Genomic DNA, 26,336 nt, shown 5'->3' with positions numbered 1-26,336 from the left:
TAATCCGGAGATTAATTGATAGTCAAATTGATAGTCGAAAATGCCGCGAGCGATCAATCGATTGAGTACGATGAAGGTAACCAAGACAACCAAGCCGGGGCTGTACGCGGATGGTGGCGGGCTGTACCTTCAAATAACTAAGGCAGGCGTAAAGTCCTGGCTGTTTAGGTACATGCTGTCTGGGAGAGCAAGAGGGATGGGACTCGGGCCGATACATACCATTGGCCTGGCCGAGGCGCGTTCACGAGCACTCGATTGCCGCCGACTGCTACTGGACGGTGTTGACCCTATTGATAGCCGCAATGCATCTCGGTTGGCAAACGCTTCTGCTAGCGGCGTCACGTTCCAACATTGCGCCGATAAATACATCGAGGCACACAAAGCGAGCTGGAAAAACGCGAAGCACGTAGACCAGTGGACCAACACGCTCGCCACATATGCGTCCCCGATTTTCGGTGCACTGCCCGTGTCCGCAGTAGACACGTCCCTCGTTATGCGGGTGCTTGAGCCGATCTGGGTGGAAAAATCGGAAACCGCGTCACGATTGCGCGGGCGCATCGAATCTGTGCTGGATTGGGCTACCGTGAGAGGCTACCGGACCGGGGAGAATCCGGCGCGGCTCAAGGGGCATCTGGATGCGTTGTTGCCAAACCGTGCACGCGTTCAAAAAACTCAGCATCACCCGGCGTTACCTTATGCGGATGTTGCTGTCTTTGTGAACAAACTACGGGCGGAAGATGGGGTTGCCGCAATGGCTCTTGAACTTCTGATTCTGACAGCGACGCGCACGAATGAAGTGATCGGGGCGACCTGGCAGGAGTTCGATATCGATGGAAGCGTGTGGACGATTCCTGCAGATCGAATGAAGATGAAGCGGGAGCACCGAGTTCCCTTGTCTGATGATGCCATCGCGATTATCAAGAGGCTGCGCGACGTTCAGCGTGGTCCGTACGTCTTTCCCGGTGCGCGCGGTCAAAAGCCGCTATCTAATATGGCGATGCTGCAACTGCTTAAGCGCATGGAGTATGAACAGATCACTGTTCACGGTTTTCGCTCTACGTTCCGCGATTGGGCAGGTGAAACGACGCACTATCCTCGCGAGGTATGCGAGGCTGCGCTTGCACATGGCATCAAGGACAAAGCAGAAGCAGCATATGCACGCGGCGATCTATTCGCCAAGCGGTCGGCGTTGATGATTGACTGGGCTGCATTTTGCAACCAAGCCTGACCCGAGCGTTCGGCACGTCATTCGCAGATTCGATATAATTGTCGGGCCACACAGGTAGGTCTGAAGACAAACCGAACATAGGACGCTCGTTCGTCCGAGTGTGCCCCTCGGGGCAGGCTAGAGGGGAGTATGCACCCCTCGAATCCGTATGGTCGCCGCCGACTGGCACTAGGCCAACGTGACCACCTCCGGGTGCTGCGCGCAGTTTTACCCTTTGCGTTCTGGAAGTCCCACCGCAGCCATAGGTGGACTAGCTTCCGCGACAGACCGCTTAGGCACACGAGCCTGTTTGCTCATGACATTCGACGCCGATGTCAACTGGTCCCACTCCGACAAAGGTCGGCGTGGACGTTGACTCGACCGTTATGGATTGTCTATGAGCTACTCCACTTCCCGTGGTGTGCGGCCGCCGCAGTTGCCCACGCCCACGCTTTGTCACGCTCCTGGGGCCGGCGGCGCCTCCTCTGATAGCTGCCCGCCCGTCATTGACCCTATCCTCCTGCTGCCCGAGGTGCTGACGATTGTCCGCATTGGCAGAACGACCCTTTACAAGATGATTAAGGAAGGGACGTTCCCGGCCCCGCTGCACTTGTCGTCGCGCATTCGCGGCTGGCGTATGTCCTCGGTCAAGGCGTTCCTGGATTCTCTGGAGAGCGCCGCATGACCCTCTCGCACAAACCGAAACGCATCGGCGGTGAAGAGCCGCACAGCTACTTTCGAAAACCGCGCCCCAAAACTAAGCCGAAAAGCACATCGCGGCAAGCGGTGGGCAAATCTTCACGCGTCTCGTCACGCTCTCAAGCTGGCGAAGCTAACGTTCGCGATGGCCGCGGCGAAATGCTCCCCTCCGGCATGAAGTTGGTGCGCACTGTCGTCGATGCCGATGGCGGCCGCCCCGCGTATGAGCTTGATGTTCCTGCGCTTCATGGCGCACGCAAGCGCATCGAGGTGCCATATGAGCTGGCTAACAAGCCCGGCAAGCTGATTGATCACCTGATCACGCTTGGCGTCAAAGTCGACCAGGAGAGCGCGGCCGCAGTTGCGAAATATCTGGCAGCCCAGCCGGAGCGCGCGGTCTGCTTCCGCACGATTCACGAGGGCTGGCAGCGAATTGGTGGCGACGAAGCGTATGTGTACGGCGACGAAGCATTCCGCTCCTCTGGGGCCTCGCTTGCAGTCACGCACCTGGCGCAATTTCCGCGGCGGGCAAAGAAAGGCTCACGCAAACAATGGGAGTCGATTGTCCACATGTGCAAGGGCAATCCGTTGCTTCTTGCCTCATTGTGCGCGGGCTTCGCCTCCGCTCTGTTGCACCCGCTGAATCACGCCCCGTTCGGCGTATCCATAGTCGGTCGTTCTAGCACGGGCAAAACCACTGCGCTGCGCTTGGTAAAAGCGCTTTTCGATGCACCGGTCAGCATGGCAACCTGGGCGGGCACCGAAAGCGGTGTCGAGGCTCTCGCTGCAACACACGCGCACTTACCGCTGGTACTTGATGAGATTGGGCAGGCTGCACCTCGTGTGCTGTCCGATGCGGCGTACCGGCTGATGAACGGCACCGGTAAGCTGCGAGCCCATAGCGATGGGACCCTTGCTGCGGGGAATTTCATGACATCGGTCGTAATTACCTCCGGCGAGGAGAGCATTGTCGAACGAATTGGGCAGGCACGTCATCCGACGAAGCTTGGTCAGTTCGCGCGATTTATTACGCTCGCTGCAGACTACGAGCACGGCGCATTCGCGAACTTGCACGGTCGACCGAACGGCGCCTCGTTCGCGAAGTCCCTGAATGACTCGGCATATGAAACTCATGGTGTCGCCTGGGGCGATTTCGTTAGCTACCTCTGCCGTCACCTGAGCAAGATCAAAGCGGTGCACATCGCGAATGACCGGAAGGTAAAAGCAAGCTTAGTTGAGGGGACGAACATCGACATGAGCGACGGTATCTGTGCTCGTGTCGTTGGAAATTTCTCGCTGTTGTACCGTGCGGGCAGTGTCGCCCATCAGGCAGGAGTTTTTCCTGTCGACGAAGCCGAAATTCGTAGCGCACTTTGCCAGCTCCTGAATACGTGGCATTTGAACTACCAGCAACATTTGCGCTCGCCGCGGGAAGCCATCCTCGATGATGTCCGAAGCTTCGTTCAAAAGCATCGACATGACTTCCCCGATTGGTCGAGCTATACCGACCCGAATCAGAAGACCGCGATCGGCTTTACCTATCCTCAACGTGATGGCAGTAAGTCTTACGCGATTTTCAAGTGGGCGTTCGAAGAGCTGGAGAAGAAGCACGGGCGTGCGGCGCTTCACGATGCGCTGATAGATAAGGGGTGGTTAGCCCCGGGCTCCGACAATCGTCCGACGCAGCAACTTCGCTTACTGCGTGGAGCCGGTCGCGTCTCTATGTATGTGATTCGTAAAAGCGCAGTCATGGACCAATAATGGATGTGCGCGGCGAAGTCTACAAAACTACGTAGGCTTCGCCTGAAGGGCCGCCCCAAAAAGACGCATCATCGCTGATTCTGCCCCTCGGCTCCCTCCGCGCAGCAAATACTAATCTATATCCCCTCATATACGTTCTAGTACTAGGCTCCCCGCAAGAAATCACGTAAATCCTCGCAGTTCTCCTCATCTACGACATCGAATCCTGAAAGTTGTAAAGGGCACGTGCAGTTCCCTTTCACTCAACTTGCATAAAGGATTCATGTGATTGATCTGGTCAACATCACATTCCCGTTTCGACACAAACCGTTCGGTAACGAACGCGTCAAAGTCGCAGAAAAAACACGTCCGAAAACGCCTGAATCGAAACGCTTTAGCACCACGGTATCGCTGCATCCGAACGGCGTACCCATAACGGTAACGTCGCTCGAAAACGGTGCAGCGATCAACATCTGCTCGTCACCGCTCACCCCGCTGCAAGGCCACAACGTGTTCGGTTCGGACAACGTTCGCGTGTTGTGCTCGACATTGATTTGCGCGGTGCTCAACGCGCTACAGCTCGAGTACACGGAGCGACAACGTGTAGCCTGGCGCGCTGGCAAATTCACACTGGGAGCATTCGATATTACGTACCGGTTTGGCTTACCTGAAGGCGTTACGCTGAAGCAAATTCTCGAGCATATTCGTTTGACTTTGCCGTGGGAATTCCGCCCGGCGGTGTCGTCTCAGGGTGTTGGCATTCGTTTCGAAGTGCCTCGTCGTAACGCTGCGTTCTTGCTCTACGACAAAGCGCAGAAACTGACCGACCAGCGCACGCGTTCGCTCAAATATCTGCGCGCGGTCGTCGGCGACGATGATGTGGAGAAAATCTTGGCAGGTCTCAACGCCGCCGCGTTGAATAGTGTTCGCGTCGAGCTCAAGCTGGACAAGAAGTACTTGGCGCAACACAAGCTGAATCGCGGTTCCGCGTGGACGGTGGAGAAGGTGCGTGAAGTGTTCTGGGAGGAAACGGCCCATCTTCGCCTTGAGTCGTACGTGCCTCTGCGTCAGCTGCGCAACAAGATCGACGGTGTTGGTAAGCATCTGCACTACATACTGGAACTGTGGGCTCGTGAGGCTGATCTGCGGGCGATCTGCCCGGCGTCGACGTTTGATCGTCACCGCAGCGCAATCCGCAAAGCGACGGGCATCGACATCTTGCTCGACCATCCGATGATCGAACCTTTGCCTCTGGCGGAGATTTTCTCCCAGGCCAACATGCGCTCGGATTTCCCCAAATGGACAGGCCGTTACCCGGCGTGTGCGTTCCGCGCTCGTGCCCGCCGCATTGTGTGAGATTGCATGAGGTGGTGTGTAGTGCAGTTGTCGCTCGCACCACCTCAGCGCTCCAATGAAATGCTCGACGACACTAATCCTGCTCCTCCAAGCGCACGCATTTCACATGGGCTGCCCCCTCCATATCTACGAATGTCGACCCTGGCACGCTCTGTTGGTCTTAACACCCCACCAAGCGATGATCAATTGCCCGTTGGACTTCGTTGATCAGTTCGCTGGTAATGACGTCTAGTTCCTCCGTCTTGGGTAGCTTCAGCTTCTTCGCTGCGATAGGCTCGATCAGCTCGACGCCCTCGTAGGGTGTCACTTCAATAGTGATGTCCCACAAGGTCGCTCGCTCTCCGACATCGATGTCTACGACGCATCCGCGATATACGAAATTGATGGTCGGCATGGCATGCTCCTGCGTCAAGGCCCCTAACATGGTAGAACGATTCAGCGAGCTTTGATTGAGAGTGTGCATCGTAGCGGCCGAAAGACAAATACCCGGGGTGGCATATGAATTTCGACCAAATTGCCTGTGGTGTTAACAAAAGCCGGTGCGACACCATGAAACGGCCAAATATGCTCGAAAGTCTGCTTGCGACCCGAAGCGGACGTTACGTGGTTCTGGCTAGATATCCATCGAAGATACTGTTTACAACATTTCAACGATGTCGGAATAGTTTTCGAAAACGTATTGGGCCGAGGTGCTGGCTTTGTCCAAAACGACACGCAATCACGCGAAGATATTACGGCGCTTGTGAAAGCCGTGGCTACGTGAAGCCTGAAAGCGCCCTTGGTAAGGCATCCACCGGTCGCTCAGTCGGACTGACCAGGCTGCGGAAGAACTTGCTCGATACGCTGATGCAGCTCACATCGAAGGACTTACCTGCGAGCGCACCTATGACGCATTGACGATACGCGATTAATGTGAGCTAGAGGTTCGACAGCATCATTTTCCGCCCACCTCGACGACTTTCGCCACTAGTTCAGATAGACTTTTGCGAAACCAGTTCGTACGGCTGCGAACGGTGTCCGACTAGGTATACCATCCTGGACGGATGGTATAGGCCTGGCGGAAATATGAGCGACCGAATTGGGTCGGCTCGAAATGCTTGCCGACTCGATGTATCAATTCGCGTGCGAGCAACGCATTGATAACCGCGTCTGAAGGTTGCTTCGGGTTTTTTTCCGCAATGCGTTGAAGCGCCGCAGTTATGGCTTGTGCTGAAAGGGCGAGCATGTTCGCTCCTGTAAAAGTTTTATGACCCTGTGCGCCGCGCTTCGATAAAGCCGCTCAGTTGGGCAATTTGCGTTCAGCGGCCCGCCAACGTAGCCACTTAACGACGGGGCCGTGCTGCGCATGCGCAGACGCTTCCGTCCGATTGCTCAGACAAATCGCGCGTGCGATCGATCCGAAAGAAAGCAGGCGTGCCGCGTCAGCTGGCACGTAGCCGGAATACAAGAACCAGTTAGGAGAAGCGCCCATGGGGTTATGCCTCCAACGAAGCCTTGTTAATAAAGCCGTCTATCAGTGTGCGGCCGAACTCATCGCCAGCGCGCCGTGCATTGCCGATTGAATCGAACAGGACTGTCTCAAGTCGAAACACTCGCGATTCTGGCGACGGAACTGAACCGACGTCCGCACTCGGGGTGATGCGCACGGATACAGCCAGCAACCTTTCGTGTTTACGGCTCGCTTGGGTTGTATCCGGGTCTAAGAACACCAGAGTTTCCAAGCTGAATCCTCTGTATGAGGGCGACGTGTGTGACATATTTCCTCCGACATGGCGAGCAATGCCGCATCGCCGTATTGGCACGGCGATGCTAACGAGCGATTCAGGGAAGACGCTACGCGGGCTTGATGTTGGATGCCTGCAAACCTTTCGGGCCGCGCGTGAGGTCGAAGGAAACGTGTTGGTTCTCTTGCAGGGTGCGAAACTCCGTGCGCCCTTGAGGTTGAATTTCTGAGAAGTGGGCGAACAAGTCGTCCCCGCCATCATCCGGCGTGATAAAACCAAAGCCCTTGCTGCCGTTGAACCACTTTACAATTCCGGTGCTCATGTGAACCCCAGGTTTTCCCTGCGAATAGTCATCGCGGAACGCGAAACTGGGCGCAAGTGGCGGACAACCAAGAAATTCAGAGATCGGAAGTGTCTCGCAATGATCGATGAGATCGACGCTTGATCGATTAACGTCAGACTTGATGTTCGATATATTGCTTATACGCCCATTGCATCGAGGACTCAATGCATATTGTGTAAGCGTTTCCCAGCCTGTTCTGCCTTCGCATTGCGCTAGCTTCTCAAGTTTCACCGTGTCTTGACCAGCTCACATCCCTTTACTTGGCGCGGCATCCGCTTTCGGGTAGGCGTGTCAAATGCGTGGAGACGACATGGGCGCAGAATTCACTCAATGGGGCGCGGGATTGACGCGATTTTATGTCGACGGGTCACCGCAATTCTGATGACGAAGCGCAGACGGACGACGATCGCGCATCTTGCGATGTGGCCGGATGCTACGACGATTAACCGCGATTGTCGATCCAGTCGCGTGCCCATGCACTGGCGTGCCCCAGGGCTTGCAGTTCGGTGTCGAAATAGTCCAGCGCATGGAATGTGTAGGCGGCGGGCGCCGCGTGGGCGGCATCGCCCCGCTCGAGCAGGAGGTTGGCCGCAAACCAGCCGTCCGGAAGCTGGTACGCGGAGGGGGAAACCAGATACCCGTTGTAATGGTGGTTATGGTTATTATTTTTCATAGATGGAATGCGAGTGACGCTTGCATGGCATTCGGGCCATACAAGTCGAAAACTTCGAAAATGGGAGCGAGACAGATCGTGTCGGAAAGACAAATGACGCACACCTCGAAATGGTGCGATCAAGTCGGGAGCGCAAAGGCTCCGCGCGGATGCTATACAAGCAAAGGGCCGGTGAGCCGGCCCCTGAACTACGTTACTGCGGGGTGATATTCGATGCCTGCAGGCCCTTGGGGCCGCGCTTGGTCTCGTAGCTAACCTTTTGATTCTCTGCGAGCGACTTGAAGCCTTCGCCTCGCACTTCGGAGAAGTGGGCGAACAGGTCGTCGCCGCCAGCATCCGGTGTAATGAAGCCGAAGCCCTTGCTATCGTTGAACCACTTAACGGTACCAGTTTCCATGATGAATCCTTGAAATAATCAAATTAGCTCCGTTGCGGAGCGAGAAAAACTTCAAGGAGGGAGAGAGGATAGCGACTACCGCGCGGAAAACGCAGAAAAATGATGATCAGCAATCGAGCTTCTTGAATGTTTCTCTGTACACACTACCTTGGCAGTCTGGCACCGTCAAGGTATTTCGAGCGGCAGAGACGCCTTCGGTCAAATTGCGATAGAGCATGATTGGCTTTATTTATCTGCCGGGGCATCACTCATTAACGACGCGCTTGCGCAAACTAAGGAGCGAAAAGCGACCGGTGACCATCACCAAGCGAGACGATTGATGTGAGTGGGTGGGATTCGGGTTCGCTCGGCGAACGCGGTCGTACTTGTCGCGGCCCGATGCTCACAGAACCAATGTGTAGCCCGCACTAAAGGCCCGCGTGAGAATCGTCGTCAGCAAAGATATTAAGCAATCGCCTAATATTACGCCATACGAATCAATAGATTGACTCCAACGAAAAAACCCGCACAGCCAATGACTGTGAGGGTTCTGTTCTGGTCCGGGCGAGAGGATTTGAACCTCCGACCACCTGCACCCCATGCAGGTACGCTAGTTCGGGAGCAGCAGCCCCGCCGTACGCCAAATGACTCCTTCCGACCCTGAGCGGAAGTTGCCTCAGATGCGCGACTTGCCCCGGAGGACCGTACATCGCCCTCCTTTGGCCGCCATGTATTCCTCAGCCTCAGCTATTAGGCGTGCGCGGCGTTCAGCAGAACAATGAAAATCGCCTTCCCAAAGCAACAGCCCCCCGTCCACACCATATTCGACCACGCCCTCGACAATCCCGAACTCGTCCTCGTAGATGAGGCGTTGACACTGATGATGTAGATATTCGAGTCGGATAGCGGGCTTCATGAGTTTTCCTAAACCGTTGATTTTTCACTAGCCGGATAGCCTCGCCATTTTCGGGGAATTCCGATTCAACAAGAAGATCGCTGTGTTGACAGATTAAGATTCAGACTGAAAGCGAACTGTCATTGTCTCGATTCCACACGCAATCGTCGAGAGACCGCTTCTGGCCGTTAGCAGCCGTTGGTCAGTTAGTTGTTACAGTTTGCTGTCCGCCCGCATGAACTTGGGCGGACAGCATCTCGAATAGTCACCACTTCCGGCGCACACATGGCGTGCCGCGACGATAGCAACCATCGTAGTAGTCGGTGATGGCAGCACCTTTTGCTGGACTCGTTACGTCGTCCTCATAGACGTCCTGCAGCATGGACGCCATGTAAGCTTGCGCAAGGACAGGCATCCCACCAACGAAAGTCATTTGCTGTGGCATGGTTAGCCCTTGATTTCGGCAGCGAATGAAACGCTCGGCGATGTTGTATCTCTCGTCCACTAATGCAGGGCACGCTGCGGCCACTTTCGTCGCTTCGTCCCGTTGCGTTTTTGCTTCCTGCTGGCCGCGTTGCTGCGAAGCCTTGTACTTCGCAATGTCTGCCGCATCCTGCTCCGCGACCATTTGCTGTGCCCGCTGTTTTCCGGCCGCCGCTCTTTGATCCGTCTGGGCTCGATATGTTGCGTCCTGGCTCTGCGTAGCATTCTGCCCAGACTGCTGCGGTAATACCTGTGCTGCTTGAGTTGCGGCACTTTGCGCCGACTGGATCACCCCGAGAATCTGATTGAGCTGAGCGTGAGCAACTGGTGAAGCAAATGCAGCAGCAACAGCAAAAATACGTGCAAGTTTCATGATGAAAATCCCCATCGCAATTGAAGGTTTACTTACTTTTCCAAAATATTCTACATGACGAATATTATTCGTTATGACGCCCTTCTCCAGTAGTGCGCTCACGGCTGACACTTTCCCGTCAAACAAGGAGGGTTTCAGGCTTGGGCAACGTAGATCAGCTCGCACGGTCAATTGGGGCAGCCATTGCAGCGCGCCGAAAGGCACTCGACATGACTCAGGAACGGTTGTCCGAGCTGATCCAGGTTGAACAGTCGTCGCTTTCGCGGATAGAACGAGGGACACTGATCCCAAGCTTGGAGCGCCTCGCCGGTATTGCAGATAATCTTCAGTGCCGACTTGCTGACTTGTTCAACACGGCCGGAATCAGTTCACACGACCGCGCGTCGAGAGTTCACGAAAAGCTTTCATCGCTGACACCAGCACAGCAGGAAATCGTCGAGCGGTTGGTCGATGACGCCCTTGCCCTTCTGGATACGACACAAGGAAGGCGCTCACAGCGTGTCGGCACGAAGTCAGGCAAGAAGGGGGTGTGAGCACGTCCGCCTGGTTCTTCAAGTGCTCGCCTAGCTTTCCCGACTCGCCGTGAGCACGCCCAGGAGAGCTCGAAATTTCCGAGCGCATTGAGCCCATTCGCTACGACTTCGGCGGCCTGTCTGAGCGTCGCCGCCTCTTACTCACCGAGCGAAGCGATATAGCTTCTGTTACGACCACTCGTTTTCGATCAAACGTGGTTTCGTAGACGGAATGTCCGTCGCAGGTTCGATTGCCGTTGGCCCACGTCAGGCGAGCGTTGTAAGCCGCTAGACTTGGCTCACCTTCCGACGAGTCAATTGCCAAGAGAGTGTGCCCATCGAACACTCGTCCAATCTGTCGACCTTCAACCCCGACAATCAGGACGGCGTGTTGGCCAACTCGATGGCTCTCTCGAAAAGCCATCACTACCGGCCACCCTTGTCGAACTTCCTGCTCGCAGAATCGAATCACATCGGAGTGAGTACCTTCGAAGAGGAGCGGTCTAAGCCCAAGGTTCAGCTCCCAAATCAAGGTATGCAGGTCTGCCATAGAGATTCCTGAATGCCAGTACGGAAGAACTTGGCGGATGAACTTGCGCTCGTCCGGGTTGTATCGAGACGTCGGCCGCAGCGGGTTCAGCATCCGACGTTGCAGCGCAAGCGCCATGGCAGTTGCATGCAACGCGCACGAAGAATCGAAGCTGCCCTGAAAACTGAACGTGGGTGAGTCCGATCCGTCGATAAACAGACGTCTTCCCGATCTCAGTGCTGGATGAAGTTTTTGCACTGTGAGCTCCATCAGCATTCCGCCGACTTCAAGATGGTCGTAGCGCTTCGGTCAGCCTCAGTAATGATCCATACCCGCTCCCTCTGAGGCCCAATCTCGTACGCAGAAAGAATCCTCCCCTTCCCAGTAATTGCTTGCTCGTTAAACAGTGCGTCGGCTGCACACACGACGCCCCAGTCACCTGAAACATGGCGTCTCAGCAGTTCAACGGCGTTCGTGTTTGTGCGATTAAGTACTTCGACGGCCCCGGCTGTGGCGAGAATGTCGCCGAGTGGAAATTTATGTTCTTTAGGTTGATCGCTTTTCATATATAGGTGTACTAAATAAATAGGCGAAAACAGGCCACCGCCGATGCGGAAAAAGGAAATTTAAGGCTTAGGGGAATCAGTCGATGGAGACTTAGGCGCGCCGTTCGGCGTTAGCCCGAAGACACCTGAAGTTGGCGTTCGGTCGACTGCTCAAGTGCGAGGAAAAACGCAGAGATGAGCGGCATTGCTGCAGGCGATTGACGTCACCGAGGAAGCTTCGAACCAGGAGGATCACTTTCGGGTTGATCAGACAAAAAACACCGATTCGAGAAATAAATCCTCAAAAAATCAGAAAAATTCGCATGAATTATTCGTAATTTTCGGAAATCCTAGCACAGTTTTCGCTGCATTTTCGGTCGCGACGCCGAGTCAACAATACCGGCGATAGTGCCAATTGTTGCTTTCTTGCAACAATTGGGTGGGGTTTGTGTCCGTGCACGGGCCAAACACCACGGCGCAATGGCTTCTCCGGGCCATAAAACGCGTTTGGATGGGCTCTGTTTCGTGCAGGACAGGGGTTGGACACCCCCGTCTGATACAGCGGCCCTAGCGTGACTAGGGCCGCGACGCCGCGCATGATTAACCAAGGGTAAACCCCTATCTCAGCCGGGTGCGTTTGATTTCCGGCGGAGTGGCGGCGTTTGTCCGGCGCTCGCCGGTCGGTTCGAGTGACACGTCATCAAGCGTTGCGAACAGTTCCGACAACGTGTAGCCGAGCGCGAAGCAGATATTCGCAATTGTTTCGATGGTGGGATTCGCAATCCCTCGCTCGATTGCGGATATGTAGGTGCGGTCCACCTGCGCCTCAAAAGCTAGTGTTTCCTGCGACTTTTCCACTTCATGACGGCACTCCTTGATGCGTCGGCCGATCGCCTCGGAGATGGTCGATGGGACGGCAGGTGCCGGGAGTTTCTTCTTTGCCATGCCGGGCAGGATGCCCGTATGACGACTGATTAACGACGTAGTACACACGACAAACATTGTCGAGTTTACTCTACAATGCGATTTCTTTAGTTTTCCCCTTGAGTCCTTCCCCGGTCTTTCGTTCGTCGCATGCGATTGCTGGTTGGTAGCCGACGCCGAGGGTTCGTTGAGCAACGTCGAGAAGAAAACCGCTATGTTCGAGAAAGAAATCGGGGCTGGAATCGGGAAGAACGTCGACCGGATTCTGAGGGGGCGAAGTGACTGGAGCGGCAAGACCGTTGTCGATCTCGCATGCGGGGACGGACGGACAACGTATGTGCTACGGAACCTCGGCGCAGACGTGCGGCCTTACGACATCCTGCCGGAAAGATGCAAGTTGGAAGGCGGCGCGCAATACGCCGACATCATGGAGGGACTACCGATCGAAAGCGATTCCGTCGATGTGGTGATTTTGCAGGAGGTGATCGAGCACCTTCCGAACCACTTGTCGGCGTTACAAGAGATTTGTCGAATCCTCAAGCCGGGCGGAGAGCTATTCCTGACTACGCCGAATCGCAGCTCATTGGCGTCAAAGTTGGCGTATCTCTTCTTTGAAAGCGAGATTCTGCGCGGTACGCCACCGAGCGCGATGGAGAGCGTCTGGGGCGAATCTGGCGACAAGCGGTATTACGGTCACTTGTTTCTGATGGGGGCGCAGCAACTTCGGACGCTGTCCATGCTGGCTGGCTTCAGTTCGATGGAGGTTCATCGAACTGAAAAGAGCACGTCGTCACAGTGGTTGATGTTGCCGCTCTATCCTGCGCTTCTTGGGATCAGCTATCGCGCTTACCGGCGAGCAGTTCGAAATCCGGTGAGTCATGCATATGCGAGCGAAAAAATGGCTCAATTGAAGCTGAACGTCATTGGACGTGTGCTTACTAACAAATTCCTTATCGCATCCCTGACCAAATAGGCGGGATCAAAAGCGAGGGTCTTTTCACCTCTCTCAACAGTCTGACATCCCAACATTTGATATCAGTTGATTTAGTGGTCGAGATATTCAAAGCGCCCCCCACTCGCCGGATGGTCGAATTCCCGTCAGTCACTTTGGTGCGTGATCGCACATCCAATGCGAAGCGGAACATGCGATATCCGAAGGTGGGCACGGGCCGTTAATGGACGTCTATTGCCCGTCGGATCACCAGGTATTTGCCGAGCGCGACAGCCTCATAAGGCTTCTGCATAGCGCTCGCGACATCTCGCAGGCGTTTGGGACGAATACCCACACGGTCGGCGCCCCAGGCATCAACCGCGAAAGAAGTTCGGGCGCAAGTCTGATTTTTGACGCGTTCGCACTACAAGCACTCATCCGCCCCTGCGGTTTATAAATCTGTTTGATGGTCCGGGCCAGCGGCTTTTTCTTTGGCGGCGCAGATGCAGGGAGATACCCCTTGGGTCGCCCTTCGGGCTCAAGCGACACGCACGGGCGTCCCAAATCATGGTCAACCGCACTCGTGTGGCCGATCGCTAGACGGAATATCGAACGATTGTTTGGAGATTTTCACTGCACATCGTTGTATAGAGTAGAAAATCTTTAGCAGGCGACGCCTCCGTTCCGCCTTCGGCCCCTCGGTGGAACGTTTCTGGCCCACAGTCTGGCTAGTGGGCTTTTTTTCGTCACGCAGGACAGGTGCCAAGAGGAGTGAACATGCTTCAGCATCTACCCACCCACTTCCTATTGACGATTCCCTTCTTGCACAGCAACGGTTACTTTGTTTGGACAATCCAGGCAATGTACTCGCGGGGCCCCGGAGCCATTATTGAGGGTAGCGCGGGCTACTTTTCGCGCGAAGACGCACTGCAGGACGCAATCAGATTTTTCTCAACACTCGCAACGGGATGCCCAATGATTGATGAGTCTGGGGAAAGATACTACTCAGTGCGCCCTGATCGTCGTCTTAGTTTAGATATTCAGCGAGGCACGCATCGGAAATGACATAAGTCAGCAAGCAAGTCCCGCCAGAAAAGCCAGAGCGCAAAATCTCGCTGCCGAGCAGCGAACCGAGATTTCTCGGATTGGTGACTTCGCGAAAATTTCAACCATGACAAAAATAGAGCGCATCGAGCCAGCACGAAATACGGCTGACAAATGTTGTTTCTTATATATTCTGTCGTGAGGCGGATTGGTAACGTTTAGCAAGATGCACTGTGTCGATTGACGCGGGATGAAATTCCAATTCTGGAGGACTTAATGACAAGTCGTCGCGATTTTATTCTCTCGGGGGCAAGTGTCCTTCTCATACCAGCCATCGGCTCCGGATGCGCCTCGCAGAACTCTGTTGCGGGACGTGCGCAACCGAATATGCCCGCGCAAAACCCGTGGTTGACCAATAGCGTTTACCCGACTTCGCATTTCAATGGAGGGGCGACGGACTCAGTCCTTATTGCCGGTCCCGTCAAAGGAAGATCCTTGACGTTGAACACGGATCTGAAGGTCGTCCCTAACTTGATGGTATCGAATCCGACCATCAAGAACGTCGGCCCGGATACCGTGCTGTTTGCGAGCGGGACGCTGGGTGTGAGGAAGATCATCGCCACCGGCAAGCGCTTCGAGTCGGTGTCCTTCCTGCCTTACCCAGGGTATGAGGAGAAAGCGGGCAAGGCCAGTGATGGGGCAGTAGCTGCGTTACTGGATCGCTTCAATCAGGCCCGAGCGTCCAGGGACGACGCGGCAATGCTTGCGGCCGTTGGCGGATTCGAGGCCCTCGGCGTGACCACTGCCGATGGGATCAACGGCGTCTATAACATGTTCGACCGAGATGGCTATCATTACTGCGTCTACGGTGGAACAAAGGTTCTGAAAACGACGGATGACAATGTCGTTTCCGGTCCGGTTCGCGTTGTCAAATCTGCTGATGTCGCGAAAGCCATGCCTGCTGCTGCGGCGAAAGCGGTTTCGCGCATCATCGGTCTGAACATGACCTACGACGGTTTTATCGTTGCGGCTGCGCCGGGCGCCCTAGTGGTTCTCGATCGAGACCTGAACGTCAAGTCTTTCATTACTTTCGCGAATGAGGCCGTCGACAACAGCATCGCGATCGATGAGAAGAATGGGATCTATGTGGTGACATCTCGCCGGATGCTCAAGGTCATTTGGAACGGCACTTCGCTATCGACTGACGAGAAAGATGGCGCCTGGGAATCCGGTTATGAGTGGACGCCTGACGAAAAAGCTCTGGCTGCGGGGGCAATATCAAGAGGATCGGGTACCACGCCAACGCTCGTTGGGTTCGGTGACGATCCGGACAAGCTTGTCGTGATCGCCGACGCGGCGGAAAGCGGTACGAACGCCGTCGCCTTCTGGCGAGACGCTATCCCGGCAGATTTTAAGCAGAAGCCCGGCACGAAATCCCGTCGCATTGCCGATCAGACTCGAATCGAGATATCTCAACTGACTATCGAACCTTCGCCGAATGCGCTCGGCTATGGCGTGACTTTCATCAACGGTTCCTACCCCCAGCCGGTCAAAACACCGGGGGCTCCCAACGCGTTCACCGCTGGCGTAACACGCCCAGCGCCCAAGGGCGTGCAGAAGTTCAACTGGAATCCACAGACACACCAGTTCGACACGGCGTGGATCAACCGGGACGTGGACAATTCAGACATCATGGTGCCGGTCGTGTCTGCGGCAACGGGTTTGCTCTATTGTGCGCACAAGGAGAACGGCGATTACCAGTACGTAGGTCTGGACTGGCAGACCGGCGAACTCCGCGAGCGCTGGATCTTCCCTGATCAGAGCCGAATCTGGAATGCGTTTGGCGGTATCACAACAGTCATGGCGGACGGCGATCTGTTAATCGGCGGCGCATTTGGGGTGAAGCGCATCTTTGCCAGCTAGAGGCAAGGAAGCGTGAAGTATTCAGCACTCCCGGATAGGCGGTCACTGCCATGCGGTATTCTGGCGCATGCGTGACCTCGCGAGATTGACGACTCCTGGCTGTGGATTTCAATCGATCGTTCGCATTGCTCAGAGATGGGCGAGCATCTTCTACGCCCCGCGCGATGGGAGTCACCTCAGTTTGCCATAACTGACTGTGGAGCTCTGGTCCCTCGTCTGTTTAGCCGCCTCCCTGCGATGCGGTTCGCCTCGCCTGCTCTGAATGCCGACGCTTCTTTCGCGGCGGTTGCCGCCGCGAAAGAAGCGTCGGGAGTCGGTCGTCGTCTCCGACATGATGTGTCTCGCAGGCTGGCTTCGCGAAACGCCCCGGGCGCCATGGCTCGAGAGGATTACAGTACCTATGCACCGCTTCTTGAGGACGCAAAATGCCGAAGTCAACGGGACCGGCCTTGGGCCTCACATCCACAGTCGGATGGGGAATAGGCATTTTCGCAGTCTGGCTAATGACTGCCTATCTGGCTCGGTCAATTGGTACGACGGGGTTGCTCGGAGCCACGGCGTGGCTGCCCGCGGGTGTAGCCTTTAGCGCATGGTTAGTAACCCACGGGCTGTCGGCGTTGCCGAGTCGGTCTTGCGTCGATGGGTTGATCAGCTCCAGCTTGAACGCCGGGGTGTTACCCCTCAGTGCCCCTACCCCAGAAAACAGTACCACTGAAAAATAGAAAATCCGGCATGATTTTGACAGTTTGAAACGGAAGACATGCCATGAAGACGAGCAAGTTCACGGAAGCACAGATCGCGTTATCTTTGAAGCAAGCGGAGCTGGGTACGAAGGTCGAAGAGGTGTGCCGTAAGCTGGGAATCAGCGAGGCGATCCTATTCAGTGTGCTCTGATCGACGTCGTAGTTTAGATATTCAGCACGGCACCTGTCGTGGGGAGGTACTTCCAAGCGCGAAGCCAGCTAGAACAAGTAACGAGCCCCCGCATTAAGCAACCATCCACGCATTCCCGAACCTCCTACGTCTTGAGCCCAAGACACGCGACCGTAGAGAGTCATGCGCTCTGACATCGTCGCATTGGCACCGAAAGACAGCCGTAGCGAATCGCCCAGTTTTCCGCCGGTGAACCCCACACCAGCGACAGTGATCTGAGTACCCCCTGTGAATGCATGAAGGTAATCGATAGCCACGTATGGCGTGACGCGGCCTGTCCCCACTTCAAAGGGCCGTGTAAGACGGACGCCAACACGGCCGAGCAGTTGATTTTGGCCACCAATGTTGACAGGTAATCCGTCGGCATCCACTCGGTTATTGAATGATGCATGTTGTCCGACCAACTGTACCTGGGGTTCGACATTCAGACCTGCCCCCACGTAAAAGGGATATCCGGCCTCGATCGAAGCTGCGACGTCGCGCCCACGCAGGTCCATCGCTGTGCTGTATGCCGATGTACTCACTCGTCCATCAAACCATCCGAATGAGAGCACATTGTCAACGTACCACCCTTGCGCGCTCTGATACGTCGCATAAGCCGAGAGTCTGTACGTATTCCCGGCTGTCGCGCTGTAGCCATCTACAGCTTCTGGTTCGAAATGAAGCCAGCCAATGGACCCGGCAAGGCCGAATCGCCATAGTCCCTCGTCGTCGCGCCGTTTGAATAAATTGCCACCAAACTGGACGGCACTGTAATCGCCGGTTGCGTTGTAGCCATATTGCAAGAAGGAGCGGTTGCTGTTGTAGTTAAAGTGACCTCCGTACACGCGCACGAACGCCTCTCCAGCGCCCGAGTCGCGCCCCAGAGTTCTGTCGTCTCGCACTTCCCCTAAGCGCCGGTGTAGCGTGTCGATGTCGACTAAGCCTGCATACAGCAGCGCTGCAGGTACAGTGAGATACGACGCGACCTGCGGCGCCACTTCAGGTCTGGCATTCTCTGGAATAGGCTCAGGCTGTCCTGGGTCCTCGGGAATCACCGGTCCCTCGGGTGTAACAAACGCAGTTTGAAGCCGATAGTCCCAAAAGGCGGTTCCGCCTCCGACCAATGATTGCGATGCGTCTGCGGCGCCGTACTCGGACCCGGGGCCGTAAGCATATAAGTGGTACTGGAATGGCAAATTATCCGCCGTTACGTAGCCGTTCTTCAGTGCAAAAGCATCCTGCGTCGACGTACCGGCGACTTGTATGATGGAGATGCCATCTGTAGCGGTAAAGAGATGAAAGGCGGGAGCCCGCAACGTCCCCCGAAGCAAGTGAGCTTGATAAGCCGATGTCGGCCCCGGACTGCCGAAAACCGGATTGACATCGACCAGAGTTGTGCCAGTGGCATTCCCGCCAATCAGCAGTCGGTCAGTGAACTGGCGCGAAAGCGGGCCTCCTAAGTTCAGATATGTATTAATCGCAAGGGCACCATTGTTGCCCGCATAGTTTCCCGAAACGACGACGGGCGTATATGAGGAGGGGGTGGTAGGAGCGCTGCCCTGATTCGCTTTGGATACGACGTTCACGAGACTTTCTGTGTTTTCGAGCGTCGTCATGTTTGAATCCCCGACGACATTCCATGTCGAGCCATTGCGCAGTGCCACGTTTGCGGTGCTCTGAGCGTCGGTGAGGATGCTGCCGGTTAGCATTGACCCCTCCGATAGGAGCGTGGCAGCTCCGGCTGAGGTGCCGTCTGCATTTACGTTAAGGGCAGAAAACCCCCGGGGCGCTATCACTTTGGAGCCATTGGTCAATACAACCGACGCTGCGGGCCCTGTGACATGTATGGCATCGGACTGGGCACTCTGAATCGTAGAAGCATCGAAGGAGGCTTGCTCGGTCGATCCTGGAACCCCAGTCATATGAATTCCGTATGCGTTGCTACCCTGAGCGAGAAACGTTGTTCCCGAGGCGGTAAGTGAAGCGGTATCGCCGCCAAAGAGATTCATCAATACAACTGCGTGTGCGGAGTCACCGCTTGTTGTGACCGATGAAGCGGTACCGCCGGACCCGCGAATCGTCAAGTTCGGGCTGCCGGTTGAGGCTGTTCCAAAATCCGAGTCAACAAGCCGAATGCCATAAGCACTGGTACCAGTAGTCCCTATGATCGAATTGACCACGACGGTCGCGCCGTTACCTTCAGCATCGATGCCATGCGAATACGCCCCACTCGTCAGGACTGTACCTGTGTCGTACTCCAGGGCGGCATTTCCCTCGTAGGCGCCATGGCTTGCACGGTTTAGTAACCCGTACGCTTGGGTCCCATAAGTCCTGATGCTGCTATTGGTTAGCTTAATGGTGCCGCCGCCTACGGCACCGGCACCTTGCGCATAGTCGCCGTTCGTCGTAATGATTAACCGATCCCCGGTTATGGTTCCTCCCGAGGTTGCCCATAAGCCAGCCCCCGAAGTTCCGCCACCTGTGACTACCGTCGTGCCTGTACCGAGATTTGCAGTTGCCAATCCGCCGTTGGTGGCACTAACGACGACGCCGAACGAGTAGTTCCCAACGCCTTGAATCGCTACACCGTACCCGTTTGAAGAATTAATGGTAAAGGTCGCGAAGGAGTTGGCCCCCGATGCCGACACTTGAATCGCGGTGTTGGTGGGGCTGGTTACCGACATGTCGCTCACAGGCGCAAATGTCAGGGATGTCGTCCGGCCCGCCGAGGAACTGACACGAACGGCAGTGGAGGCGTTCTGCGTGCCGTTCGTGTAGGTGGCGCTTGCACCGTTCGATAGAAATATTGCTGTTGCGGGAGGGAGAGTCTGTGCTTGGACGACAACGCTTGGGGCGCTTAGCGTGGCCGCGCAGGCCACTGCCAAAATCGTGAATCCCGTAAGTTCTGGATGCCGCCTCTGGATCCGAAGGCTGACAGCCGGTTTCGAATACGTTGCGTCATAGAATGGCATAGAACGCCCCTTTTGATAAAGCGAAAGGTATTCTATTTTTTTACATTAAACATAAGCCAGCGCAAGGGGAATTTTATTATTAAGTTAGCGCAGTAATTTTTATTATCCGAAATCTATGGACAATGGATTTAACGACGTCATGTCGGAGGCCATATTCTGTTGATCTGGACTTCTTCCGGGATCGTAAGCACTTCTGCGCCTATAATTTAAGCATAGGAGGAAGTCTATGAGTGCAGAACTGCCCCCCGAATTCAAGGAAGAAGCGGGTCGTCAGATCGTCTAGCGAGATCAATCTGTGGCCGAGGTAACTGGCCACCTTGGTGTCTCGGCGCATAGCCTCCACAAGTGGGTCAAGGCGGTCAGTCCTGACAAAACTGAAAGTCAAGCAACGGAACTGGTCGAGGCCAAGAGCGAGATCGCCAACGAAAGGCCACGTCGCGCCGCTCACGACGATCATGCGGAAGGCTTAAAAGCCGATAGTTGCAGTTGCCATGACTGTCGACGTACTCGAAAGCCGGTTCTTGCTGGCAACAGTGGGGACCCAACGCAGCGTCAGGCTAAGCGGATTTTTGCCGCCAATTTTTGTGTCATAGGTGACGATCGGGCCTATAGACCAATCGTAGCCACGAAAGCCATTCAGTCTGTCCGCCGTAGGACCGCTATCGTTATCGACCTGCTGAACCGTGCCGACGATAACACCGGCTCCCAGTCCATTAGCGAAGCGCTTGAGCGCCAGCACGTCTAGGGTGAACAGCGGTGCGTTCTGATAATCGGTCGCCGAATTGCGCGTGTAAAACTGGACGCCAGCGCTCACGTTGAATTCTGCGTCGATGGAGGGCACCAGCTTTGTATAGGAAACCGTTGGAATGAACGTCCAGTTGTTCAGACTGACGTTGGCGATGCTGCCCGGATCGTACTTGCCTGTGGGTGCCCAGATATTGACGCTAAACGAAATGTGATCGGTTTTTGAGAAATGGTAGCCAGCAGTCAGCGGTGTAAAGGTCAGGTCAAACAGACCCGACGCGTCCTGCCTGATGCTGGGTGTGCGGTTACCAATGCCGAGTGCTGCACTCGCACTGGTCCACGCGTACGGCAGGGTAACGCTGGACGCGAAATTCCAGGGTCCGGTGCCGGTATCCCAAACTTTCAGCAAAGTGGCCAGTGTGAAAGAGACCTTAGCTTCCAGGCCCAATGTCGTCTTGCCGCCGACCGGTACGGCACGTGACGAACTGATAGAACCGTCGTAATAGATTTCAGCAAGATTGACGAACCACCCTGGTTCCGGCGGCACGATACCCGCGTCCGGCGTCACCCCCGTACCAGAAATAGGGCGGCCCAACGCTCCTTCTGTACCCCGCGCGGCCAATGGCAACCCCAGCGACAACCCAACTCCGAAAACGGTAACGATTCGCTTGAGCATGGCTTGGTGTCTTAAAAAAGTTGTTAGTTTCTACACCTAAACGAAACTCCGCTCACCTATAGCGAAACCCAATTGCAAGGACGATATTAAGGTTTACTCAGGAACTTGCCAAATTTTTGTTGGTGTTTTGCAAGTCATAGGACGACGGGATTCGCTAAGATGCGCAACTCGTCCTCTTTGCTCTAATGCAACGTTCGCTTACACTGAGGCACTAGACATTGCGATGAATTTCTTAAGGTTCCTTGGTGAGTCGAAAGCCGCGGTTCGTGAGCGGCATCGATCGCGAGGATATAGTCATCCTAGCGTTAACGCATGGTGTTCCGAGCGTTAACAAATAAGCCTCTTGTGTCGATGTCGCGTACGCACGGCATGTTCTCAATTGGCCACTGCTGAAGCAATAAACCCGCGCCGCAACTCACAAGCCGACGGTCAATCGCTAGGTGCCTTTTATCAATAAGTGCCCCTAGATGACGTCCAATAATTTTCCCTTCGCAAGTTTTATCTCCCTGGCCCCGACCGGTTCGGGCAGTTGTATGCCATCAAACGGCGGTATGCGAATAGACATGCCCCGCTGGTCGCGTTGTTCGGTGACAGATTGTGGCTCATTACGGTACACCGTAATGAGCTAACCACTTGGGCGCTGCCCGGTTGGATCAATAGAATTAACCACTAAATTGAGCCATGTTATAATTGATCCATTAATTCTAATGATCCATCAGATGCCATGCGCAAGCTGTATTACGGCAGGATTTCGACAACCGACGGTCAGTCGTCGGCAAGCCAGTACGACGACGCCAAAGCCCACGGTGTGCACGACAAGGACGTGTTCATCGATGAGGGTGTGAGTGGTTACCATGTGGCCCCTGACGCGCGGGACGAGTGGCGTAAAGTCGAGCATGATTTACGTCACGGTGGCGTGCTTATTGTGCGGTGGCTCGACCGCATTAGCCGCCGATACGATGAACTGCATCGCACGATGCGTCGGTTGATGGACTTTGGCGTCCGCGTCGAATGCACGCTCAACGGGATGGTTTTTGATGGAAATGCCAAGGGCGCTATTGAGAAAGCAACGCGGGATGCCGTGCTGGCGTTCATGGCTGCCCAGGGCGAGGCGGATTATCTGAACCGCGCTGAAATGCAACGGCGCGGTGTGGCAATCGCAAAAGCGGACGGGAAATATAAGGGGCGAGCGCGATCACAGGATTATGCGGCGATAAAAGCATGGCGAGCTGAGCACGGTGCAAGCATTCGAGAAACGGCGGAGAGGTTCGGCGTCGGCACGGCGACGGTGAAGCGTGCGTGCGCCGAGCAGATTGCGTCCTGATGCTCTCTGCCTTCCAAATTAATTTGGAAGGCGATCTTCAAATTCTGCGGCAGTTGTCCGCAGCCCTCAGGGTAGTCATCGATATAGTTGCTTACCGGCCCGTGTTATTTCCACTATCGCCTTGTGACCGGATCGCTCCTTACAGCATCGACCACATATCCAAAACTGTCTCTATCAAAGACGCGCGAAAGAGTACGGCGTGAGCACTCGTGTCACTGCCGAGATTTAGTATCGGTACGATTGCTCGGCGCGGGGCGTGCCGCCCCCGGTGGGGAGTCGCCGGTCACTGATGCCTCCCTAGACGCTCTGATCGCGCTATGTGGAAGCTCCCCCAAAGACACGAGCAAACATCGGAGCCAGCTTCTCATTCATGTCCTCGGCGAATAGCTTTTCAGGGCCTAGCTCGAATACGGTTGAACCAAGTTCTAGCGGATGCATGTCTTTGTGACGCGTGGCGCACACGATAATTTGTGTGTCGTCGGTGGCACGTTTCTTTAGTTCCGATGAGACGAGACCATAATTCAGCGCGCCTTGGTCTTGTTGATTAGGTGTATCCAGAATCAATGGAGGTAAAGCTTCTGTCTTAAAGTGCTGCACCAGTCTATGGACGGCAAGATGGTATGCCAACTGTAGGCGGCTGTTGTCGGCTGCGCCGCCGCGCTCGGCAAGCTCGTTGTAGTCAAACGGGGTTATGGTTTCAATGTCAAACCCGGGCTGAATTCTTAGGTTTTTGCAAAGTAGGGAGAGTTCGGTGCGGAAGTAACCGTTGATGGAGGACTCTAGGTCTCGATCTTCCATCTCCTTCTGCTCACGTCGTCGGCTACGCAGGCTTGCTTTCGCTTCTGTGATACGAGCGGACGCCTCAGTTGTGATGGTGTTTGCACGGCTCTTGATAGAGGCTGTGCCCATCCCTTCGAGCAGGCTCTTTACCGATACGTCTTTATCGAGCCGCTTAAATCTTCGATTCAGCTTGCTTAAGTCTTCGCGAGTGCTTTCCAGTCGACGCAGCGCACTTGAGATGGCAGATTCGACCTTGGCCTGATGTTCGGTCAGCTTAGCGACTTGAGCGAACGCTTGTTGACGATCCTGAAGTATTGCGGCGCGGTTCAATAGTGAATTGTCGTGCACAGTCGCGCAAAGCGGGCATACAAGCATGTCTTCAGACAAGTTGTTTACCGCGAAATCATAGTCTTTTTCGAGGTCTACGACTGCAGCCTCAGCAATGCCCTTTTGTACCTTTGTGAGCTCGAGCTCCTCTTGTCGGGCCGTCAATGAGGCGAGAGCTCTTTGCTCTCGTCGCTTTACTGCGACCATTGAATGTTGGATTTCCTGAATCGCACTGTCGAGTTCTTTGTCCGTAATGGGCAGCTCGTCTGGAGGGGCTAACAACTTTAGAACTTCGACGGCACGCGAGTACTTTTCGACTACTTTGACGTTCTCTTCTATGGCTTGCTGACCTTCCGCGATTCCTGCGCCGAGTTTGTAGTGCTCAGCTTTAAGATAGCCCGCATGAAAAGAAATGACTGGTCGCCTCCACTGCTCGTAGCGAAAGTCCGTGAAACTGCTCCAGGGCGCCACCCATCCCTTCCGCTGGTCGACATAGAACGCGGAGAAGTAATAAGCTGGTGGGGGAACTTCATGAATCCATTTTTGGCCCTTGCGAGGTAGCAACGCTCCAAAGCCGACTATTTTTGCAAACTCTTGAGCATACTCGCCGGATATCTTTTCATAGTTCGTCCAGTCGCCTTCGCCAATTTTCAGGAAAATTGAATTGCGATGACGCGCAACCGCGTATTCCGAATCTCCAACGGAGAACGTGAGGATTACGCGAGCGTCGTGCTGTCGCCAGTCTTCGTCGAATTTGAAGTCGCAGCCCAGCGCCCAAAGCGGCAAGCGAGCAAAGGTCGATTTGCCTATCGAATTGTCATCCCCGGTAATCAGATTCAAGCCGCTTCCGAACCGGAACCTGTTTGCCAGATTTTGGGTAGTCGATTGCACGAATAGTCGGTTGAATTTCAATGCGTTCATAAGCTTTCGTGCGTAGATTTCGAACTAGAAATTTATAATTTTGCTGGGTCATGTCAAGCCCGTAAATGTTCGATGAGATATGCGGCTTGGATGGAAACAATGTCAGGCAGGACGTCCTTCACAATTTGGGGAGCAGTACTGACGAGCAGATGTAAGTTTGTCAGTGAAATCGGCTGGGTCTTTAGCGTTGTGTTGAGATGTTCGCGAATCGCGCGCTGCGCCTGAATTTGACCAATCGAGCCACCTGCAAGAACTGATAACTCATAATCGCGTGCTGCCTGTCGAATTCGCCGACGTTCTAGCGTGGTCATCGCAAGCTCCCGGGCCAGCTCCCCGACGTCGGAAATCAGTTCGTCGACGGACCGAGACGAGCAAAATTGAGCGAATAGCGCTTCTACTCTACTGCCTGTCAGCCCCTTCTTTCGGACGAGTTCATCCCAGTCAGCATAATCCCATGCAACCGCGCCCTTTCGACGCAGCTCGTCGTTTAGAAGTAAATATATCTCTCTAGAGTTCCCACCGTCCTTGGGGCTTCGTTCGCTGATGAGTGTTGCAATCAGGCCCATTACCGTCAAGTCATGCTGCTGGGGGGCGAGCAGTGGTTGACAAAAGTGAAGCTTATCGATGCTTACGTCACTCCCGAGCTCGGTGCGCAAGGCCTGCCGAATGTGCTCCGCGTCAACACTGTCTAGATGTGTCCAGGCAAATTCTTCCAGCCGGAATCCGGTCGAAGACAACTTCAACGAGAAACCTGCAGTGGCGATCAAACGAACCTTTTCGACTCGCTCGTCTATCTGTTTGGTTGAGAGAGATGAGAATAATTTGGCGAGAACGGACTGCTTGTCCGCGGTTAGCGATGACGTCTTCGAATTCGGCTGTTGTGATTTTGGGAGTTTGGTTAGCGATTTCGCCGTGTATGAAGATTTCCCGCCTGCTTTGACTTGGCAAAATACGAAGCTAGCTGTTTCCGGTTCGCTCGAACTGCTGAAAACAACATCCTCATGAAATTCCATGAAAACGACATGCGCCTGGCCGCGACGATAGAGCTCAAGAAATTCATACAGAGCCCAATCATATTGGTAACCGAACCGATCAAAGGTAACTGCGCCAGCGAATTCCCGTTGCGGTTGGAATAACGGATTCCCCGCTGGTCGAGCACCCGGGAACTCGGTAGCTCTGTCTTCCCCATTATCGTGATGGTCGTTTACCATTCTGGTCACTAGTTTGATTTGTGCGAAAAATAATAACCGTGATTCGTGTTGGCTGTGAAGGGGCTCTTGGGGCGGAGGGGATGCTATCGCCGAAATGCTTAGGAATCGATCCTAGTTTTCTCTGCAATGGTGACTGGCGCGTCGCAATGGTTGCCATTGCCGCGACCTAACGCTGAGGGCAAAATTTAG

Annotated in this window: 21 protein-coding genes and 2 pseudogenes; 11 read left to right on the top strand and 12 right to left on the bottom strand. The window is 54.9% G+C overall.

Annotation, left to right across the window (positions count from 1 at the left end; all coding sequences use genetic code 11):
* Positions 1–70 precede the first annotated feature (70 nt).
* The 4 genes from PPN31114_RS19680 (at position 71) to PPN31114_RS19665 (ending at position 5,002) form a co-directional block, all read left to right on the top strand.
* Positions 71–1,228, top strand: coding sequence for a tyrosine-type recombinase/integrase (locus PPN31114_RS19680; RefSeq protein ID WP_150681223.1), 1,158 nt, complete (start codon positions 71–73; stop codon positions 1,226–1,228).
* Positions 1,229–1,604: 376 nt separating this feature from the next.
* Positions 1,605–1,892 carry a helix-turn-helix transcriptional regulator gene (locus tag PPN31114_RS19675; protein WP_150681222.1) on the top strand — a complete coding sequence of 96 codons (288 nt, stop codon included), beginning with the start codon at positions 1,605–1,607 and terminating at the stop codon, positions 1,890–1,892.
* The gene (locus tag PPN31114_RS19670) at positions 1,889–3,667 is read left to right on the top strand and encodes a DUF927 domain-containing protein (RefSeq protein WP_150681221.1); all 1,779 of its coding nucleotides are present in this window, start codon (positions 1,889–1,891) and stop codon (positions 3,665–3,667) included. The genes PPN31114_RS19675 and PPN31114_RS19670 overlap by 4 nt, the downstream gene beginning before the upstream one ends.
* A 264-nt stretch (positions 3,668–3,931) precedes the next feature.
* Positions 3,932–5,002 (top strand): phage/plasmid replication protein, II/X family, encoded by a 1,071-nt coding sequence (locus PPN31114_RS19665; protein WP_174988265.1) that lies wholly within the window; start codon positions 3,932–3,934, stop codon positions 5,000–5,002.
* Between the two features lie 160 nt (positions 5,003–5,162).
* Here the strand turns inward: PPN31114_RS19665 and PPN31114_RS19660 are convergent, their stop codons facing one another.
* Entirely contained in the window at positions 5,163–5,396 is a 234-nt protein-coding gene (locus tag PPN31114_RS19660) for a hypothetical protein (protein ID WP_150681219.1), read from the bottom strand.
* 394 nt (positions 5,397–5,790) lie between these two features.
* Here PPN31114_RS19660 and PPN31114_RS26565 point away from each other — a divergent pair, with 394 nt between their 5' ends.
* Complete coding sequence (locus PPN31114_RS26565) at positions 5,791–5,913, top strand: DUF2514 family protein (RefSeq protein WP_150681722.1); 123 nt, start codon at positions 5,791–5,793, stop codon at positions 5,911–5,913.
* Between the two features lie 110 nt (positions 5,914–6,023).
* Here PPN31114_RS26565 and PPN31114_RS19650 read toward each other — a convergent pair whose 3' ends face one another.
* The 6 genes from PPN31114_RS19650 to PPN31114_RS19625 form a co-directional block, all read right to left on the bottom strand.
* Complete coding sequence (locus PPN31114_RS19650; protein ID WP_150681218.1) at positions 6,024–6,227, bottom strand: hypothetical protein; 204 nt, start codon at positions 6,225–6,227, stop codon at positions 6,024–6,026.
* 608 nt (positions 6,228–6,835) lie between these two features.
* Complete coding sequence (locus tag PPN31114_RS19645) at positions 6,836–7,048, bottom strand: cold-shock protein (protein ID WP_150681217.1); 213 nt, start codon at positions 7,046–7,048, stop codon at positions 6,836–6,838.
* Between the two features lie 463 nt (positions 7,049–7,511).
* Positions 7,512–7,742, bottom strand: coding sequence for a hypothetical protein (locus tag PPN31114_RS19640; RefSeq protein ID WP_150665769.1), 231 nt, complete (start codon positions 7,740–7,742; stop codon positions 7,512–7,514).
* Positions 7,743–7,935: 193 nt separating this feature from the next.
* Positions 7,936–8,139, bottom strand: coding sequence for a cold-shock protein (locus PPN31114_RS19635; RefSeq protein ID WP_107338538.1), 204 nt, complete (start codon positions 8,137–8,139; stop codon positions 7,936–7,938).
* A 655-nt stretch (positions 8,140–8,794) separates the two neighbouring features.
* Positions 8,795–9,034 carry a hypothetical protein gene (locus tag PPN31114_RS19630; RefSeq protein ID WP_150681216.1) on the bottom strand — a complete coding sequence of 80 codons (240 nt, stop codon included), beginning with the start codon at positions 9,032–9,034 and terminating at the stop codon, positions 8,795–8,797.
* 244 nt (positions 9,035–9,278) lie between these two features.
* Complete coding sequence (locus PPN31114_RS19625; RefSeq protein ID WP_246182655.1) at positions 9,279–9,971, bottom strand: hypothetical protein; 693 nt, start codon at positions 9,969–9,971, stop codon at positions 9,279–9,281.
* 38 nt (positions 9,972–10,009) lie between these two features.
* Between PPN31114_RS19625 and PPN31114_RS19620 the strand changes: the two genes are divergently transcribed.
* Complete coding sequence (locus tag PPN31114_RS19620; protein ID WP_246182654.1) at positions 10,010–10,402, top strand: helix-turn-helix domain-containing protein; 393 nt, start codon at positions 10,010–10,012, stop codon at positions 10,400–10,402.
* Positions 10,403–12,073: 1,671 nt separating this feature from the next.
* Here PPN31114_RS19620 and PPN31114_RS19605 read toward each other — a convergent pair.
* Positions 12,074–12,400: a helix-turn-helix domain-containing protein gene (locus PPN31114_RS19605; protein WP_150681214.1), complete on the bottom strand. Its 327-nt coding sequence runs from the start codon at positions 12,398–12,400 to the stop codon at positions 12,074–12,076.
* Between the two features lie 193 nt (positions 12,401–12,593).
* Between PPN31114_RS19605 and PPN31114_RS19600 the strand changes: the two genes are divergently transcribed.
* The 4 genes and pseudogenes from PPN31114_RS19600 to PPN31114_RS19590 form a co-directional block, all read left to right on the top strand.
* A complete protein-coding gene (locus PPN31114_RS19600) occupies positions 12,594–13,352 on the top strand; it encodes a class I SAM-dependent methyltransferase (RefSeq protein ID WP_150681213.1) in 759 nt (252 codons plus the stop codon).
* Between the two features lie 1,497 nt (positions 13,353–14,849).
* A complete protein-coding gene (locus tag PPN31114_RS19595; RefSeq protein ID WP_217426970.1) occupies positions 14,850–16,277 on the top strand; it encodes a hypothetical protein in 1,428 nt (475 codons plus the stop codon).
* Positions 16,278–16,881: 604 nt separating this feature from the next.
* Positions 16,882–16,962, top strand: a pseudogene (locus PPN31114_RS26315) (VapC toxin family PIN domain ribonuclease); the annotation flags it as partial.
* Between the two features lie 80 nt (positions 16,963–17,042).
* A pseudogene (locus PPN31114_RS19590) lies at positions 17,043–17,162 on the top strand (transposase); the annotation flags it as partial.
* A gap of 77 nt (positions 17,163–17,239) precedes the next feature.
* Here PPN31114_RS19590 and PPN31114_RS19585 read toward each other — a convergent pair.
* Both PPN31114_RS19585 and PPN31114_RS19580 read right to left on the bottom strand, forming a co-directional pair.
* The gene (locus tag PPN31114_RS19585) at positions 17,240–19,876 is read right to left on the bottom strand and encodes an autotransporter family protein (RefSeq protein WP_174988260.1); all 2,637 of its coding nucleotides are present in this window, start codon (positions 19,874–19,876) and stop codon (positions 17,240–17,242) included.
* 754 nt (positions 19,877–20,630) lie between these two features.
* A complete protein-coding gene (locus PPN31114_RS19580) occupies positions 20,631–21,584 on the bottom strand; it encodes a SphA family protein (protein ID WP_150681211.1) in 954 nt (317 codons plus the stop codon).
* 724 nt (positions 21,585–22,308) lie between these two features.
* On the opposite strand from PPN31114_RS19580, the gene PPN31114_RS19575 reads away from it, so the two are divergent.
* Positions 22,309–22,908 (top strand): recombinase family protein, encoded by a 600-nt coding sequence (locus tag PPN31114_RS19575; RefSeq protein ID WP_150681210.1) that lies wholly within the window; start codon positions 22,309–22,311, stop codon positions 22,906–22,908.
* Between the two features lie 315 nt (positions 22,909–23,223).
* On the opposite strand, the gene PPN31114_RS19570 is transcribed toward PPN31114_RS19575, so the two are convergent.
* Both PPN31114_RS19570 and PPN31114_RS19565 read right to left on the bottom strand, forming a co-directional pair.
* The gene (locus PPN31114_RS19570; RefSeq protein ID WP_150681209.1) at positions 23,224–24,936 is read right to left on the bottom strand and encodes a coiled-coil domain-containing protein; all 1,713 of its coding nucleotides are present in this window, start codon (positions 24,934–24,936) and stop codon (positions 23,224–23,226) included.
* Positions 24,937–24,989: 53 nt separating this feature from the next.
* Positions 24,990–26,147, bottom strand: coding sequence for a dsDNA nuclease domain-containing protein (locus tag PPN31114_RS19565; RefSeq protein WP_150681208.1), 1,158 nt, complete (start codon positions 26,145–26,147; stop codon positions 24,990–24,992).
* Between the last annotated feature and the right edge of the window lie 189 nt (positions 26,148–26,336).

The organism is Pandoraea pneumonica, from assembly GCF_902459645.1.
Taxonomy (GTDB): Bacteria; Pseudomonadota; Gammaproteobacteria; order Burkholderiales; family Burkholderiaceae; genus Pandoraea; species Pandoraea pneumonica.
Note: the sequence above shows the minus strand (reverse complement) of the source record. Positions and strands in the feature narration are given on the sequence as shown.